Origin of the sequence: Corynebacterium sp. HMSC058E07, assembly GCF_001809885.1 — a bacterium.
Lineage (GTDB): Bacteria > Actinomycetota > Actinomycetes > Mycobacteriales > Mycobacteriaceae > Corynebacterium > Corynebacterium macclintockiae.
Genome location: NZ_KV799248.1, coordinates 74,717 through 89,302, shown reverse-complemented (window position 1 = coordinate 89,302; position 14,586 = coordinate 74,717). Strand labels below are relative to the sequence as shown.

11 protein-coding genes and 1 rRNA gene are annotated in these 14,586 nt (G+C 62.6%); 6 read left to right on the top strand and 6 right to left on the bottom strand.

Annotated elements, in window-relative coordinates:
- The first annotated feature begins 164 nt into the window (after positions 1–164).
- From rrf to HMPREF2678_RS01345, 6 genes are all read left to right on the top strand, one after another.
- Positions 165–282, top strand: a 5S ribosomal RNA gene (gene rrf, locus HMPREF2678_RS01370).
- 203 nt (positions 283–485) lie between these two features.
- Positions 486–1,238, top strand: coding sequence for an ABC transporter ATP-binding protein (locus tag HMPREF2678_RS01365; protein ID WP_034969733.1), 753 nt, complete (start codon positions 486–488; stop codon positions 1,236–1,238).
- Positions 1,239–1,240: 2 nt separating this feature from the next.
- On the top strand, positions 1,241–3,880 hold the full coding sequence (locus HMPREF2678_RS01360; protein ID WP_070550579.1) for an ABC transporter permease: 2,640 nt from the start codon (positions 1,241–1,243) through the stop codon (positions 3,878–3,880).
- 29 nt (positions 3,881–3,909) lie between these two features.
- Positions 3,910–4,872, top strand: a complete 963-nt coding sequence (locus tag HMPREF2678_RS01355; protein ID WP_034969726.1) for an alpha/beta hydrolase family protein — start codon at positions 3,910–3,912, stop codon at positions 4,870–4,872.
- Between the two features lie 45 nt (positions 4,873–4,917).
- Positions 4,918–6,192, top strand: coding sequence for an NRAMP family divalent metal transporter (locus tag HMPREF2678_RS01350; RefSeq protein WP_070550578.1), 1,275 nt, complete (start codon positions 4,918–4,920; stop codon positions 6,190–6,192).
- A 38-nt stretch (positions 6,193–6,230) separates the two neighbouring features.
- Positions 6,231–7,043, top strand: a complete 813-nt coding sequence (locus HMPREF2678_RS01345; protein ID WP_070550577.1) for a putative hydro-lyase — start codon at positions 6,231–6,233, stop codon at positions 7,041–7,043.
- Between the two features lie 30 nt (positions 7,044–7,073).
- Here HMPREF2678_RS01345 and HMPREF2678_RS01340 read toward each other — a convergent pair whose 3' ends face one another.
- The 6 genes from HMPREF2678_RS01340 to HMPREF2678_RS01315 form a co-directional block, all read right to left on the bottom strand.
- A complete protein-coding gene (locus HMPREF2678_RS01340) occupies positions 7,074–7,718 on the bottom strand; it encodes a GntR family transcriptional regulator (RefSeq protein WP_070550576.1) in 645 nt (214 codons plus the stop codon).
- Positions 7,719–7,732: 14 nt separating this feature from the next.
- Positions 7,733–9,547: an acetyl/propionyl/methylcrotonyl-CoA carboxylase subunit alpha gene (locus HMPREF2678_RS01335; RefSeq protein ID WP_070550575.1), complete on the bottom strand. Its 1,815-nt coding sequence runs from the start codon at positions 9,545–9,547 to the stop codon at positions 7,733–7,735.
- A gap of 49 nt (positions 9,548–9,596) precedes the next feature.
- Complete coding sequence (locus tag HMPREF2678_RS01330) at positions 9,597–11,270, bottom strand: 5-oxoprolinase subunit B/C family protein (protein WP_070550574.1); 1,674 nt, start codon at positions 11,268–11,270, stop codon at positions 9,597–9,599.
- Positions 11,267–12,043, bottom strand: coding sequence for a LamB/YcsF family protein (locus tag HMPREF2678_RS01325; protein ID WP_070550573.1), 777 nt, complete (start codon positions 12,041–12,043; stop codon positions 11,267–11,269). Before HMPREF2678_RS01325 ends, HMPREF2678_RS01330 begins: the two co-directional genes overlap by 4 nt.
- 161 nt (positions 12,044–12,204) lie before the next feature.
- Complete coding sequence (locus HMPREF2678_RS01320) at positions 12,205–12,897, bottom strand: DUF3239 domain-containing protein (RefSeq protein WP_070550572.1); 693 nt, start codon at positions 12,895–12,897, stop codon at positions 12,205–12,207.
- Positions 12,898–12,933: 36 nt separating this feature from the next.
- The gene (locus HMPREF2678_RS01315; protein ID WP_034969705.1) at positions 12,934–14,580 is read right to left on the bottom strand and encodes a DNA repair helicase XPB; all 1,647 of its coding nucleotides are present in this window, start codon (positions 14,578–14,580) and stop codon (positions 12,934–12,936) included.
- Positions 14,581–14,586: the final 6 nt, after the last annotated feature.

The window sequence follows — 14,586 nt, the reverse complement described above, 5'->3', positions numbered from 1 at the left end:
AATTAGCCGATGTTCAACACAATGTGTGTGCTGAGACGATTTTGAATGTCGCATAAGTTTGAGTGTTGCTCGCGTCTGTTATGCAGTGTCTGGAACGGCACGGCACACCACTGAAACCCTGGTTGGGGTTTGTTGTGGGTGTGTGTTTTGTTCTGAATTGGTTTGTCGGTGGTTGTTAGCGGTGGGGTCACGCCCGGTCCCTTTCCGAACCCGGAAGCTAAGCCTACCTGCGCTGATGGTACTGCACCTGGGAGGGTGTGGGAGAGTAAGTCACCGCCGGCATTAAAACTAAAGAGAAAGACCCTAGGGGCTCCGATTTACTGGAGCCCCTCGGGTCTTTTTCTTGTTGTCGGGAAGACTGTGAAGGAAGAGCCTATAATTAGCTTGTTTAAACAGTTTACTTTTGGAGGCCGCCCTCGGCGTCCAGACAACAACCCGCATACAGGCCCCCATGCAAGTTGGGGAACCTCTAAGGAGCAACGCTGATGAAGCACACAGATACAAACCAAACACACAGCGCCGCTCGGGCAGTAGACCTACAGAAGATCTACGGCCACGGAGAGACAGAGGTACGGGCAGTCGACGGCATCTCCATCGACTTCGCCGACGGACAGTTCACCGCCATCATGGGACCCAGCGGCTCCGGTAAATCCACCCTCATGCACTGCATGGCCGGCCTCGACTCAATCTCCAGTGGTAAGGCGTTGATCGGCGATACGGATATTTCCACGCTGAACGACAAACAGATCACCGCACTCCGCCGCGATCGGCTGGGATTCATCTTCCAGTCCTTCAACCTTGTCCCTACCCTCACCGCGAAGGAAAACATCACTTTGCCGCTGGACATCGCCGGCCGCAAGGTCAACCAAGAATGGTTCGACGAGGTTGTTGTACGCCTCGGCCTGAAGGAACGCCTGAACCACCGTCCCTCGGAGCTCTCCGGCGGTCAGCAACAACGCGTCGCCTGCGCTCGCGCACTGGTAACCCAGCCGGACATCATCTTTGGCGACGAACCCACCGGCAACCTGGATTCCAATAGCTCCGCCGAAGTCCTCAGCATTCTGCGCAACGCTGTCGACAAGGACGGCCAGACAGTCGTCATCGTCACTCACGATCCGAAGGCCGCCTCCTACGCCGACCGTGTCGTATTCCTCGCCGACGGACAAATCGCAGACGAGCTCACCAAGCCTGACGTTGATGCAATCCTGGGCGTCATGGGCAAGCTGGAGGAGCATTAGTCATGCCCAACTCCACTCGTGCCCACAAACACCGCGGATCGGCAGACGCAGGTAAATCCCGCAGCAGTCATACTCGTGCTGTCGCGAAGGTCTCGTACCGCAGTGTGCTCGCTAACAAGATCCGCTTCACCCTCACCATCATCGCGGTGGTGCTCGGAACCGCGTTTATCTCGGGCTCCTTCATGTTCACCGACATGATGCAGAAGTCCTTCAACGGAGTATTCGAGAATGTTTATTCCGCTGTAGATGTCGACGTATCCCAGAAGGATCCGACAAAGCCGATCACTGAGGAGACCAGGAAGAAGCTGGAGTCTAACCAGGATGTCAAAAGCGTTGCAATGGCATCCGAAACGACAGCCGTCGTCGCCAAGGACGGTAAGCAGCTAAGCACCGGCGGCGCCCCCTCGGTGGTGCTTCCCAATGACACTGACGAGGATGCCCCGGGCCCGTCAATCACCATGGTGGACGGTCGCGCGCCCAAGGGTGCCAAAGAGACCATGATCAACAGCGATGCCGCTGAGAAACATGGAGTGCACGTTGGTGACACCCTGAAAGCCATCGACATTCGGAATAGCCACGAATACAAAGTCGTCGGTATCTACAACACCGACTTTTCGGTCGGCGGCTACCTCGGCCTTGCCATCGAGCCCTCTGTCTATATCGAGCGCTACACGGACGGTACTTTCCCCGATGGCTTCTGGCTCGCCGCCCGCGATGGCGTAACTCCGGATCAGCTTAAAGACTCGATCCAGAAGCAATTCCCGGAACTCAAGGTCGCCACGGGTGACTCGATCGTTGAACAGGCAACCAAGGAGGTCAAGGAAGGCCTCAGCTTCGTCAACTACTTCCTGCTTGCCTTTGCACTGGTTAGCCTCCTCGTCGGCGCCTTTATCATCGCCAACACGTTCTCCATGGTGGTTGCCCAGCGCATGCGCGAGTTCGCACTTCTGCGCTCCCTGGGCGCTTCTCGTATACAGCTGACGACCTCCGTGGTTTTCGAGGCCGTGCTCGTCGGTGTGGTCGGTTCGCTCCTCGGCATCCTCGCCGGCATGGGACTATCCAAGGGCATTTTCGCGCTCATGGACATGGCCGGTTTCGGTCTGCCGAGCAGCGGGCTTAGCCTGACCCCGCAGGCCATCATCCTTCCTCTGGTCATCGGCGTGCTCATCACGGTTATCTCCGCATGGGCGCCCGCCCGCCGCGCAGGTCGCGTGCACCCGGTGGAGGCTATGCGCTCCGGCGATGTTTCCAGCGCCTCGCCACTGAAGCTGCGGACGATCGCGGGGCTGATCGTGAGCCTTGCAGGTGTGGCTGCGGCGGTAGCTGCGCTGTTGCTAAATGACGCCGACACGAAGAACCGCGCGGTCATTCTCGGAGTCGGCGCGCTACTGGTGATCGTCGGTACTTTCCTGATCTCTCCGGCGCTGTCAATGCCAGTTGTCCCCGCACTCGGGCGCGTCATTGGCGCTCCCTTTGGGGCGGTTGGAAAGTTGGCGTCCACAAACTCGCGAAGGAACCCGCGACGGACGGCGACGACGGCGTTTGCCCTTACCTTGGGCGTGGCTCTCGTGGCGGCATTTGGCATGGTCGGCGCGACGATGAAGGGCGCAATGGAAGGCATGATCGGCGATACGATCAAGTCCGACCTCGTGGTCAGTGGTCCTCAGAACCAGGGATTCCCGCTGCCCAAGGGCGTGGAGAAGGCCGTGGAGGAGACCGAAGGTGTGGAATATTCCTCCACGGTTGGTGCGGCGCCCATCAGCATGGGCAAACCCATGGACGAAGGCAATGTCTCATACAGCGGTATGTACGCCTTCTACTACAAAGGTGACCTGGGTAGATCCATGGGTCTTAAGTCCCTGGGGGGAGGCCTGAAGACCGACGAGCCGGGCTTCTACGCTTCCGAAAACAAGGCTAAATCCATGAAATGGAACGTCGGCGACATGGTGCCGATGTATCGCGTTGGTCAGGGGAAGATGGGTGACGTGAAGCTGCTCGGAATCTACACCGAGCCGATCCAGCCCCAGATCCTGATCAACGAGGCTGCACTGGCGCCTTACTCGGGCAAGGGCAAGCCCCTGTCTGAAGTAGGGGACCTGAGGATCATGCAAGTTTTCGTCCACGGTGACGGAAGCGTCCGCGACAAGGAACTGCAGGAGAGGGTGCGCAAATCGGTAGAGCCGTTCATCGTGGCGGATGTTCTGACCACCGCCGAGTACGCGGGCACCGTCTCCTCCGGCATTGATCAGCTGCTCATGATCCTCAATGCCATGCTGGCGCTGTCGATCCTGGTAGCCATCCTGGGCATCATCAACACCCTGGCGCTGAACGTGATCGAACGGAAGCAGGAGATCGGTATGCTGCGCGCGGTGGGCACGTTCCGCGGGCAAGTGCGCCGGATGATCACCCTCGAAGCCGTGCAGATCGCCATCTACGGTGCGCTGCTCGGCGTACTCATCGGCGTGAGCCTGGGCTGGGTATTCGTAAAGGTGCTGGCTTCCGAGGGACTGGATAGCGTGGTGTTCCCATGGTTGCTGCTGGTCGGGATGGTGGTCGGCTCCGGCATAGTGGGTGTGCTCGCCGCGATTTGGCCGGCGCACAAGGCGGCGAAAACCTCCCCGCTGGAAGCGATCGCCGATTAAGGCGAAGCGTACAACTACAATCGTTAACCATGAGCGAGCAGACCCCGAACTCCGACATCGTCAACCTGCCGGGAGCAGATCGCGATGTTCAGGCTGGTGTGGAGCCACTGACGGCGAAGCAGCAGCTGGAGCAGCTGAACAATTTCTTCGAGGACAACTACCCGGAGATCTTTAGCTCCCTCGTCACCGATGAGGGAGCCCGCTACAAGGAGCAATCCTGCCCCGTTCCCGCCGAACTGGTCGACGATACCGAACGGATGTGGGCACGCGTCCCTGACTTGTTGGCGCACAGCAGCCTGTTGGTGCTGGGCGCTGGGCTGGACCATCGCATGCCGCACGTCGCCTACACTTCTCAGGTGCGGGCCGAACCCTGGTCGAAGCAGTATCGCGCCCTGCCGGATGGGGTTGCAGGCACGGTGTTGACGCCCCCTAATCCCACCGGCGCTGTAGCCGTGAGTTTGCACGGCGGACCAGGGTGGTTCGGTGACGGTGCAAGTCACGACCAGTTCTGGCTGCCGCTTTTCGCTTCCATCGCAGAGCGCTCTGGGGTGACCATTGTGGATCTGACCTACCCGCTTCCCGGCTACGGAGCCTGGGACCTCACCCAGCAGGATGTTGCGGAGGCGATCGCGCAGGTCAAGGAGGAGCTGGAGCCTAACGCCTTTGGTTTGATCGTCTTCGGCAGTGGATTGGTGGCAGCGAGCCAGGTTGTGGGTGCGGCCTGTGGGCTGGATTTCCTGGCGGCGCTCAGCCCGCGAATCCCGGAGGGGTTCGCGGTGGATATTGCAGGGGTTCCCACGGCAGTATCCCTGGCGAAGTTTGATAGTCGGGGAACCGGAGGGGGCGTCGTAAAGAAATACTTCGAAGACAGCGGCACCGAGGTGCAGCTCTTCGAGTACGACAGTGAACACATCATCGCAGCTCCCGCGGTGTGGCGGCAGCGGGTAGACGAACTGGCGGAGTGGTTGCACCAGGTAGTTGCAGATTGTTGAACAACATTCTAAGGTGATATGGATCACTGATAGAAAGGTGCTTTAATGTCGAACACAGACGAGCACGCGGGCGACATGTCCGGAGCTAACGAGCCCACCACCGACCAGACCGCAGCCGGCGCGCCGGCTGCCACCCGCGCAGTCACGTTCAGTGCATCGCTGGGCGCAATGTTCCTCATGGCCACCAGCGCCATCGGCCCGGGATTCATCACCCAAACCACCAACTTCACCGTAGACTTGGGGGCGGCGTTCGCGTTTGCGATCCTGGTCTCGATCCTGGTGGATATCGCGATTCAGCTCAACGTGTGGCGCGTACTGGGCGTATCCGGCAAACGAGCAAACGAACTGGGCAACGAAGTCCTACCTGGCCTTGGCTGGGTCATGGCAGCCTTCGTGTTTGTGGGCGGTCTGATCTTCAACATCGGCAACATCGGCGGTACCGGCCTGGGGCTTAACGCGATGCTTGGCCTGAGTCCGCTGATCGGCGGTGGAGTTTCGGCGCTCATCGCTATCTTCATCTTCCTATCTAAGCGCGCGGGCATGGCTCTGGACCGCATCGTCGTTGGTCTGGGTGCGATCATGATCCTGTTGATGATCTACGTCGCGATTGTCTCTTCACCGCCGCTGGGCGAAGCACTGCAGAATACCGTGATGCCGGACGAGGTGGACTTCCTAGTGATCACCACCCTGATCGGCGGTACCGTGGGCGGCTACATCACCTTCGCCGGTGCGCACCGCATGATCGATTCCGGACAGACCGGCGTGGAAAACGTAGGCACGATTACTAAGGTCTCTATCTCCGGCATCATCGTCACCGGTGTGATGCGTGTGCTGCTGTTCCTGGCGATCCTGGGTGTGGTCGCATCGGGTGTGACGCTGGCCGGCAACAACATGGCAGCAGACGCGTTCCGCCACGCAGCAGGCGATATCGGCGTGCGCTTCTTCGGCGTGGTGCTGTGGGCTGCAGGCTTGACGTCTGTGGTGGGCGCCTCTTACACCTCGCTGACCTTCGTCACCCCGCAGTCCATGAAGAAGTCCACCTTCAACTGGTTGGTCGTCGGATTCATCATCGTGTGTGCCACGATCTACCTGGTGGTCAACAAGGCGCCGCAGAAACTGCTGATCTTCGCCGGTGCGTTTAATGGTTTGATTCTGCCGATCGGCTTCGCCGTCGTGCTGTGGGTGGCGTGGCGCCGCCGCGACCTGATGCAGAACTACAAGTACCCGGCATGGCTGCTGGTTCTCGGCGTAATCACCTGGCTGCTGACGTTGTACCTGAGCTGGAGTTCCTTGAGTAAGCTGCCGGAAATCTGGGCATAAGACCTGGGCACAAGAGTCTGGGAATAAAGGAGTGAACCATGGCGAAGGGCGCAGGCAGCCAGAGGGCAGATGACCGCGGTGCGTTGCTGCCGAAGCAGGCGCGCGAGATTTTCCGGGCAGGAACTGTTACCCACACCTCGGGCTATTCGCGGGGATATGCACAGGCGAACCTGATCACTCTGCCCCAAGAGCAGGCCTTCGACTTCCTGCTTTTCGCCCAGCGCAACCCTAAGCCTTGCCCGCTACTCGGAGTGCTAGAGGCCGGTCAGGTTTCCTCTGAACTGCTAGCCGATGGGGATATCCGCACCGATATTCCGCTGTACCGCGTGTACCGCGGCGGCCAGCTGGAAAGCGAAATACCAGATGTGCGCGACATCTGGCGCGACGACCTGGTCAGCTTCATCATCGGCTGTTCCTTCACCTTTGAATCTGCACTGCTGGATAACGGCGTGCCGGTGGAGCACATCGCCCAGGGCAAGAACGTGCCAATGTATCGTACGACCATTCAGACGAACCCGGCCGGAGTATTCTCTGGCCCCATGGTCGTTTCCATGCGCCCCATTCCGGCTGCCCAGGTGGCCGATGCGGTGCGAATTACTTCCCGCTACCCGGCGGTGCACGGGGCGCCTGTGCACGTGGGCGATCCCGCCGCCATCGGCATTGAAGATCTGAACCACCCCGACTTCGGCGAGGCCGTGGACATTCCCGCAGGCACGATTCCGGTGTTCTGGGCCTGTGGTGTGACCCCGCAATCAGTGGTGATGGAATCCAAGCCGGAGTTTGCGATCTGCCACGCGCCGGGACACATGCTGATTACCGACGCGCGCGACCTGCAATACCAAGTGCCCTGACCAGATGCTTTGAGTTCTGCAGGGGGCGGGCTAGCCGAAGTAGCGTTCGATGTTGTCCCGTGTGTGCTGCAGGTGTTCGGCCAGCTGATCCGCGGCCTGTTGCCAGCGCTCCTCCGCGATCAGGTTCGTCACCGTCCGGTTCTGGGCGATGAATTCAATGTGAAACTGGTGGTTCAGGCGGTTGGCTCGGGCGAAGCCCAAGCGCATCTGCGCAGAAATGCGATCCATTGTTTGGTTCAGACCTTCAGCGCCGGCGCTGGCGACGATCGCACGGTGGAAAGCCTGGTTGGCATCAGCGATCGCACGGATATCCTCGTCGGTCGTCTGTGGCAAGGCGGAATCCCGTAGGTTCTCCGCTGCGGAAACGATCCCATCCAGCTTGTCCAGCCCTACCCGCCGACCCCACAGCAGAGCCCCGGGTTCCAAAACCAGCCGGGTTGCGTACATGTCGCTTAAATCCTGGCGCGTAGGCTCAACGATGAAAACACCCCGGTTTGGGATCCGCTCTAGCAGACCCTCCGAAACCAGGGTGGCGAAAACCTCCCGCAGGGTATTGCGGGAAATCCCCAGCGACTGGGCCACATTCACCTCATTAAGCTTCTCGCCCGGCGCATAAGCGCCGGAGGCAATGCCGTCAAGGAGAGCTGAATGTGCGATAGCCGACTGGGAGTGCATAGCAGTACAGCTTATTACGCGATGTGGCCCAGCGCGTCGCCCTTCGAAACATTGTCGCCCGGGTTTAGCTGCGCCAGGGTGATCGTACCGGCGGACTTGGCCTCCACCGTGGACTCCATCTTCATCGCCTCGATCGTTGCGATCGGCTGGCCGACCTCCACAGAGTCGCCGTCGGCAACCTGCCACTTCACCAGCACGCCAGTGTATGGACACGCCACGGCGTTGCCGGCGGCAGAACCACCTGCAGAACCACCTGCGCCGGAGTTACCGGCGGCCGCGCTGGAACCGGCGGCGGGGGAGGCCGAGGGGGCGTCCGTACCAACAGAAGGGGCAGCAGCAACGCCGAAAGAAGAAGGAAGGCTCACGCGGTGCAGGCGGCCGTCGATCTCGACGGTGAGGGTGGTGCGCTCGGTGTAGGCATCCTCGACGTCCTCGGGGGAGGAACCGGCGTAGCCCGCGCCGATGCCCGGCTCGTATTCCTTGTCCACCCAGTCGGTGTAGACGTGCAGGTCATCGCCACAGAAAGCGGGGTGGGTCACGATGTCCTTGTGGAAGGGCAGTACCGTGCGCACGCCCTGGACGCGCATCTCCGCCAGGGCGGCCTGGGCGCGGCGCAGAGCAACCTCGCGGTTCGGGCCCTTGACGATTAGCTTGGTCATGAGGGAATCGTAGAAACCGGGGATGGTGGATCCGGCGCGCACGCCCGCGTCCACGCGGATGCCCGGGCCCGTCGGCACCTCGAACTGGGTGACGGTGCCGGGGGAGGGGACGAAGCCATTGGCAGCGTCTTCTGCGTTGATGCGGAACTCGAAGGCGTGACCGTCGCTGGCAGGATCCTCGTCGAAGCTTAACGGCAGGCCGGCGGCGATGCGGAACTGCTCGGCGACGATGTCTACGCCCGTCACCACCTCGGTGACGGGGTGCTCGACCTGCACGCGGGTGTTGACCTCCAGGAAGCTGACGGTGCCGTCTTCGGCGACGATGAACTCCACTGTGCCTGCGCCCGTGTAGTTCGCAGCCTGGCAGATGGAGCGGGAACCCTCGATGATGTCGGTGCGCTGCTGGTCAGTGAGGAACGGCGCCGGGGCCTCTTCAACGAGCTTCTGGAAGCGTCGCTGCACGGAGCAGTCGCGCGTGCCGATGACGCGGACGTTGCCGTGCGTATCGGCCAGCACCTGCGCCTCCACGTGGCGGGGCTTGGTCAGGAACTTCTCCACGTAGCACTCGCCACGGCCGAAGGCGGCTTTGGCCTCGCGGCCTGCGGATTCGAAGGCCGCCTCGATGTCGTTGTAATCATGCACGACCTTCAGGCCGCGGCCACCGCCACCGAAAGCGGCCTTGATGGCGATGGGCATGCCGTGCTGATCGGCGAAGTCACGAGCCTGCTCCCAGTTCGGTATCGGATCCGGGGTGCCGGGAGCCAGCGGGGCGCCGACCTCGGTGGCCAAGGCGCGGGCGGCAACCTTGTTGCCCAGGGTCTCGATGGCCTCCGGGGCAGGGCCGACCCAGGTCAGGCCGGCCTCGGTGACGGCGCGGGCGAAGTCAGCGTTCTCCGAGAGGAAGCCGTAGCCGGGGTGCACGCAGTCCGCGCCGGCGCGCAGGGCGATATCCAACAGCGCCGGGATGTTCATGTACGTTTCCGCGGCGGTGTTGCCGGGCAGGGTGTAGGCCTCATCGGCAATCTTTGCGTGGAGGTTGTCCACATCCGCTTCAGAGACGACGGCGATGGAGCGAATGCCCAGGTCGCGTGCGGTACGTGCAATGCGCACTGCGATCTCGCCACGATTGGCGATAAGGACGGTCTGCAGGGGGAAGGTCTCTTGGCTCATGTGTTAGGTTCCTCGTCTTCTTTGGTTCTTCAGTGTTGTGTCGGGTGTGTTAGCGGGCAGGATCGGTCGTTGCGGCAGGCGGGTCGAAATCCACAAGCTCGAAACGCACGGTGTCTCCCGGTGCGAACTGGCCTGCCTTATCCAGGTCCTTGTCGATGACCGTGGCGATGACCGGATATCCGCCGGTGACGGGGTGGTCGGCCATGAACACCACCGGCAGGCCGTTCGGTGGCACCTGGATGCTGCCACTGACCATGCCCTCGCTGGCAAGTTCGCCGTCGCGGCTGCGCTGCAGCGGGGTGGGGGCGGCCCCGTCTTCGTCTTCTGGCAGCGCTAAGCGCAGACCTACGCGGTTGGACTGTCCGGTCACTGTCCACTCCAGCTCTGTGAATCGCTGCAGCTCCTCGCTGCTAAACCAGTCTTCGCGCGGCCCGGCAACGCAGCGCAACACGTTGGTGCCGTCGAAGGGGTTGGTCGTCGCCGCGCTGACGGAGGCCTTGGCGGTGCGGCGCCCGGCCTTCAGCACGTCGCCGGTGGATACGGGTCGCGGGCCAAGCCCGGACAGCACGTCGGTGGAGCTTGAATCCAGCACCCTGTCGGTCACCAGTCCGCCGCGCACGGCTACGTAGTTGCGCAGGCCGTTGCCGGCGCCGCCGAGTGGCTCTACCTGCAGCGTTTGCCCGGCCTTGACCTGTACCGGCGAGCCGAGCTCGACGGTGCGCCGACCAATCGAAACGGTTGCCTGCGCACCGGTAACGCACACTGCGGTATCCACCAGCGCTTCTAGCCCGATACCACCAATGTTTTCCAGCACAGTGGCCGACGATGCATTGCCCACCACATCGTTGGCCGCCCAGGCGCTTGCGCGGTCGACGGCGCCGGAGCTATTCACGCCGATGTCGCCGTGCCCCGCACGCCCCGTGTCCTGGAACAGGGTCTGCAGCCCTGCGTCGATGACCTTCACGCTCGGGCGGGCGGGGACGATAGGTGTGTTGCTTGTGGACGCCCCCACGCCCCCACCGGCCGACTTTTCCCGTGGGGCTTTTGCGTTTGAGTCGCCGGAAGCGGTGGAAGAGTCAGCCCCGGCGCTGATGGATTCCCGCACCTGGCGGTAGCGCACCGTATCGCCCGGCTGCAGGAGCGCGGGTTGCTCGGCGTTCGTGTCCCACATCGGCTGCGTGGTGTGTCCCAGCAACTGCCAGCCGCCGGGAGAGGTGCGCGGGTAGACGGCAGAGAACTGCCCGGCCAGTCCCACCGCGCCAGCCGGAACAGCCGTGCGCGGGGAGCTGCGGCGGGGAACATCCCAGGTGTAAGTGTGATCGCCTTCTGCCGGTACGCAGTAAGTAAAGCCCGGGGCGAAACCGCCGAAGGCTGCCAGCCACTGCTGCTGGGTGTGGCGGGGGATCAGCTCCTCGGTGGAAATGCCCATCAGGGTCGCGACATCCGCCAGATCCTCGCCGTCGTAGACGACGTCGATGGTGACTTCCCGCGGATTCGCTTCGGCAGAGGTCTGCGGGTGGAAGTCCCGCAGGGCGCTCAAACCGGCGATGGCGGAGGAGTGGGCGTCAAAACAAACCAGAACAGTGCGCGCCGCGGCGATGGCCTCTACCTGCCCCGGCAAAGGGGTGGCGACCAGCGAGGCATGCCACGCCATGACGGTGACGAGGTCGGGCAGGTCGACGATGACGGCGCGGGTGCCGACGGGGGAAACGGAGTGGCTCACAGGAAGCTCCCGATAGTGATGTCGTTGGCCTTAAGCTCAGCGGCGATGCGCTCCGCCATGGCGACCGCGCCGGGGGAGTCGCCGTGCACGCACACCGAATCTGCGGCGGTGCGGATCGTGGAGCCATCGACGGCCTCGATTGTGCCTTCCTCGGCCATACGTACCACGCGGCGGGCGACAACCTCCGGGTCGTGTAGCACGGCGCCGTTCTCGCGGCGGGAAACTAGTGTGCCGTCCGGGTTGTAGGCGCGGTCGGCGAAGACCTCGTTGATCACGCGCAGGCCGGCCTTTTCCGCGTAATTGGCGGCAACCGCGCCGGGCAGCAGCATGACGGGCAGATCCGCGCCGAAGGCCTTGATGCCCTCGATGACGGCCTTGGCCTGGGCCTCGTGGTGGACGATCGTGTTGTACATGGCGCCGTGGGGCTTGACGTAGCGCACCTGGGTGCCACGGGCTTTGGCCAGCGCGTCCAGGGCGCCGATTTGGTAGAGGACCTCGTCGGCTAGCTCGGCGGGGGAGTAGTCGATGAAGCGACGGCCGAAACCGGCCTGGTCGTTGTAGCCGACGTGCGCGCCAACGGCAACGTTGTTCTCCGCGGCAGCCGCCAGAGTGTTAGAGATCGCGTGCGCGTCGCCGGCGTGAAAACCGCAGGCGACGTTGGCGCTGGAAACGATGGCCACCATCGCCGCATCATCGCTGACCGGGTTACCGCCGGTCGTTTCGCCGAGGTCGGCGTTGAGGTCTATGGAAAGCGGGCTGCGGGATGGGGACATGTGATCGACTCCTTGCGTGATTGGACGCGCAGTCGGACGCGTGGCCGGAGTGCGAAGCAGCGGCACCACCGGCCGGATTGTTCAACAATGTGGGTGCCAGTCTAGTGACCTACACAACCATTGTGAAATCAATCACGGGCTTTTCGCAATAGTGATCTGCGTTAGTTCTTCGGCTTTCCGCCCGTGGGCTGTTCCAGTACGTAGACGCTGCGATTGGCCTTCTTGGCCTTGTCCACCTGATCCAGTAGACCGTCCAGACGGTTCCACAGATTCGTGCTAATTGCCCGCTCCGCACGTTTCCAGACCTTCACATCCCCGGTGCCCCACGCCACCGGCATGGGGGAGATCTCCTCGTAGACCTTCGGGCCGCGCGTCGGGCGGTAGCCGGTCACTGCCATGGACGGCACCCGCGCACCGACCTCGCGAGGAACACCCGGCACAGAGGTCACGGTGCGGACCGCCAGGGCGGGGACGGTGCGCTGCGGATCCGCAGAGGCGTCCACCAGCATCAACAGCGACATGTCGCGGGCGTTGACCTCCGCGATCATCGCCGGGGCAAGCTGGTACATGTCAAAGTACTGCTGTGGCGATCCCATTTTGCGGGGCAAGATCGGGATCAAGGCCAGGCACAGTAGCGCGAACACACCCAGGGCAAAGCTGATGGCTATGGCCCACCAGTTAGAGCCTGCGGTGAGAAGCAGCACCGCCACGATCACTCCCAGAACTGCGGCCAACACACCCGCCGAGACCTGCATGCGCTTCGCATCGCGCAGGAACTCGTTGTGCTTGCGGGCGTATTCCTCGTCGACGTCGAAGTTGAAGTCGACCTGCATTGGTTGCTGGGCTGCAGACATAGGGGTGCTCCTTAAAAACGGCAGTAACTAAAGATTCTAAAGGTCGAAGGAATCGACAATGCGGTAGCCATAGCCTTGCTCGGCCAGGAAGCGTTGGCGGTGCGCGGCATAATCCGCATCCAGGGTGTCGCGGGCGACAATGGAGTAGAAGAACGCCTCGCCACCGTCCGGCTTCGGGCGCAGGATTCGGCCCAGGCGTTGTGCTTCTTCCTGGCGGGAACCGAACGTGCCGGAGATCTGAATGGCGACGGACGCGCCGGGCAGATCGATGCTGAAGTTCGCCACCTTGGAAACCACCAGCGTCTGTAACTCGCCATCGCGGAACTGCTGGTAGAGCTTCTCGCGCTTGGCGTTGCCGGTCTTGCCGTCGATGACGGGCACGTCCAGCTCCTCGGCGATCTCCTCCAGCTGGTCGATGTACGCGCCGATGATCAGCGTAGGCTCGTCCGGGTGCATCTCCATGATCTTGCGCACCACCTTCGTCTTCGTCGGGGTGGTGGCGGCCAGGCGGTACTTGTCGGACTGCTCGGCGGTGGCGTAGACCATCCGCTCGGCCTCGGTCAGCTGCACGCGCACTTCGGTGCAGTCTGCCGGGGCGATCCAGCCCTGGGCTTCGATGTCCTTCCACGGGGCGTCGTAGCGCTTCGGCCCAATCAGGCTAAATACGTCGCCCTCGCGTCCGTCTTCGCGCACCAGGGTGGCGGTCAGCCCCAGGCGGCGGCGGGACTGCAGGTCAGAGGTCATGCGGAACACCGGTGCGGGCAGCAGGTGCACTTCGTCGTAGATGATCAGCCCCCAGTCGCGGGAGTCGAACAGCTCCAGCGCCCGGTATTCGCCCTTCGATTTCCGTGTGACCACCTGGTAGGTCGCAATGGTTACGGGGCGGATTTCCTTCTTCTCTCCGGAGTACTCGCCGATCTCGTCCTCGGTCAGGGAAGTACGCCGCACCAGCTCGTCCTTCCACTGCCTGCCCGCGACCGTGTTCGTCACCAGGATCAGGGTGGTGGCCTTCGCTTTTGCCATGGAAGCCGCGCCGACCATCGTCTTTCCCGCGCCACACGGCAGGACGACCACGCCCGAGCCGCCCTCCCAGAAGCTATCGGCCGCCATCTCCTGGTAATCGCGCAGCTGCCACTGCTCGTGTTCCTGCGACAGTTCGATGGGGTGCGCCTCGCCGTCGACGTAGCCCGCCAGATCCTCTGCAGGCCAGCCGACCTTCAGTAGTTCTTGCTTGAGCCTGCCGCGCTCGGAAGGGTGCACAACGATCGAGTCTTCGTCGATCTCTGTGCCCAACATGGGCTTGATCTTTTTGTGACGCCGAATCTCCGTCAACACAGCCCTGTCCGTCGTCTCTAGCACGAGCCCGTGCGCCGGGTGCTTGATGAGCTTCAGCCGCCCGTAGCGATCCATCGTGTCGGCAATGTCGATCAGCAGCGGTTGCGGGACGGGGAACCGCGAGTAGGTTTCCAGCACGTCCATGACCTGCTCCGCGTCGTGCCCGGCCGCGCGGGCGTTCCACAGCGCCAGCGGGGTGATGCGGTAGGTGTGCACGTGCTCGGGCGCGCGCTCCAGCTCCGCGAACGGCGCCAGCGCGGTGCGCGCCTCCTGGGCTTGCTCGTGGTCGATTTCCAGCAGCACAGTCTTGTCCGATTGGACGATCAATGGGCCGGTGCCGATACTCACTAGCTG

What these genes read in the sequence shown, in the direction of transcription:
- HMPREF2678_RS01365 (WP_034969733.1), top strand. Translation starts at nt 486, where the DNA reads ATGAAGCACACAGATACAAACCAAACACACAGCGCCGCTCGGGCAGTA.
- HMPREF2678_RS01360 (WP_070550579.1), top strand. Translation starts at nt 1,241, where the DNA reads ATGCCCAACTCCACTCGTGCCCACAAACACCGCGGATCGGCAGACGCA.
- HMPREF2678_RS01355 (WP_034969726.1), top strand. Translation starts at nt 3,910, where the DNA reads ATGAGCGAGCAGACCCCGAACTCCGACATCGTCAACCTGCCGGGAGCA.
- HMPREF2678_RS01350 (WP_070550578.1), top strand. Translation starts at nt 4,918, where the DNA reads ATGTCGAACACAGACGAGCACGCGGGCGACATGTCCGGAGCTAACGAG.
- HMPREF2678_RS01345 (WP_070550577.1), top strand. Translation starts at nt 6,231, where the DNA reads ATGGCGAAGGGCGCAGGCAGCCAGAGGGCAGATGACCGCGGTGCGTTG.
- HMPREF2678_RS01340 (WP_070550576.1), bottom strand. Translation starts at nt 7,718, where the DNA reads ATGCACTCCCAGTCGGCTATCGCACATTCAGCTCTCCTTGACGGCATT.
- HMPREF2678_RS01335 (WP_070550575.1), bottom strand. Translation starts at nt 9,547, where the DNA reads ATGAGCCAAGAGACCTTCCCCCTGCAGACCGTCCTTATCGCCAATCGT.
- HMPREF2678_RS01325 (WP_070550573.1), bottom strand. Translation starts at nt 12,043, where the DNA reads ATGTCCCCATCCCGCAGCCCGCTTTCCATAGACCTCAACGCCGACCTC.
- HMPREF2678_RS01320 (WP_070550572.1), bottom strand. Translation starts at nt 12,897, where the DNA reads ATGTCTGCAGCCCAGCAACCAATGCAGGTCGACTTCAACTTCGACGTC.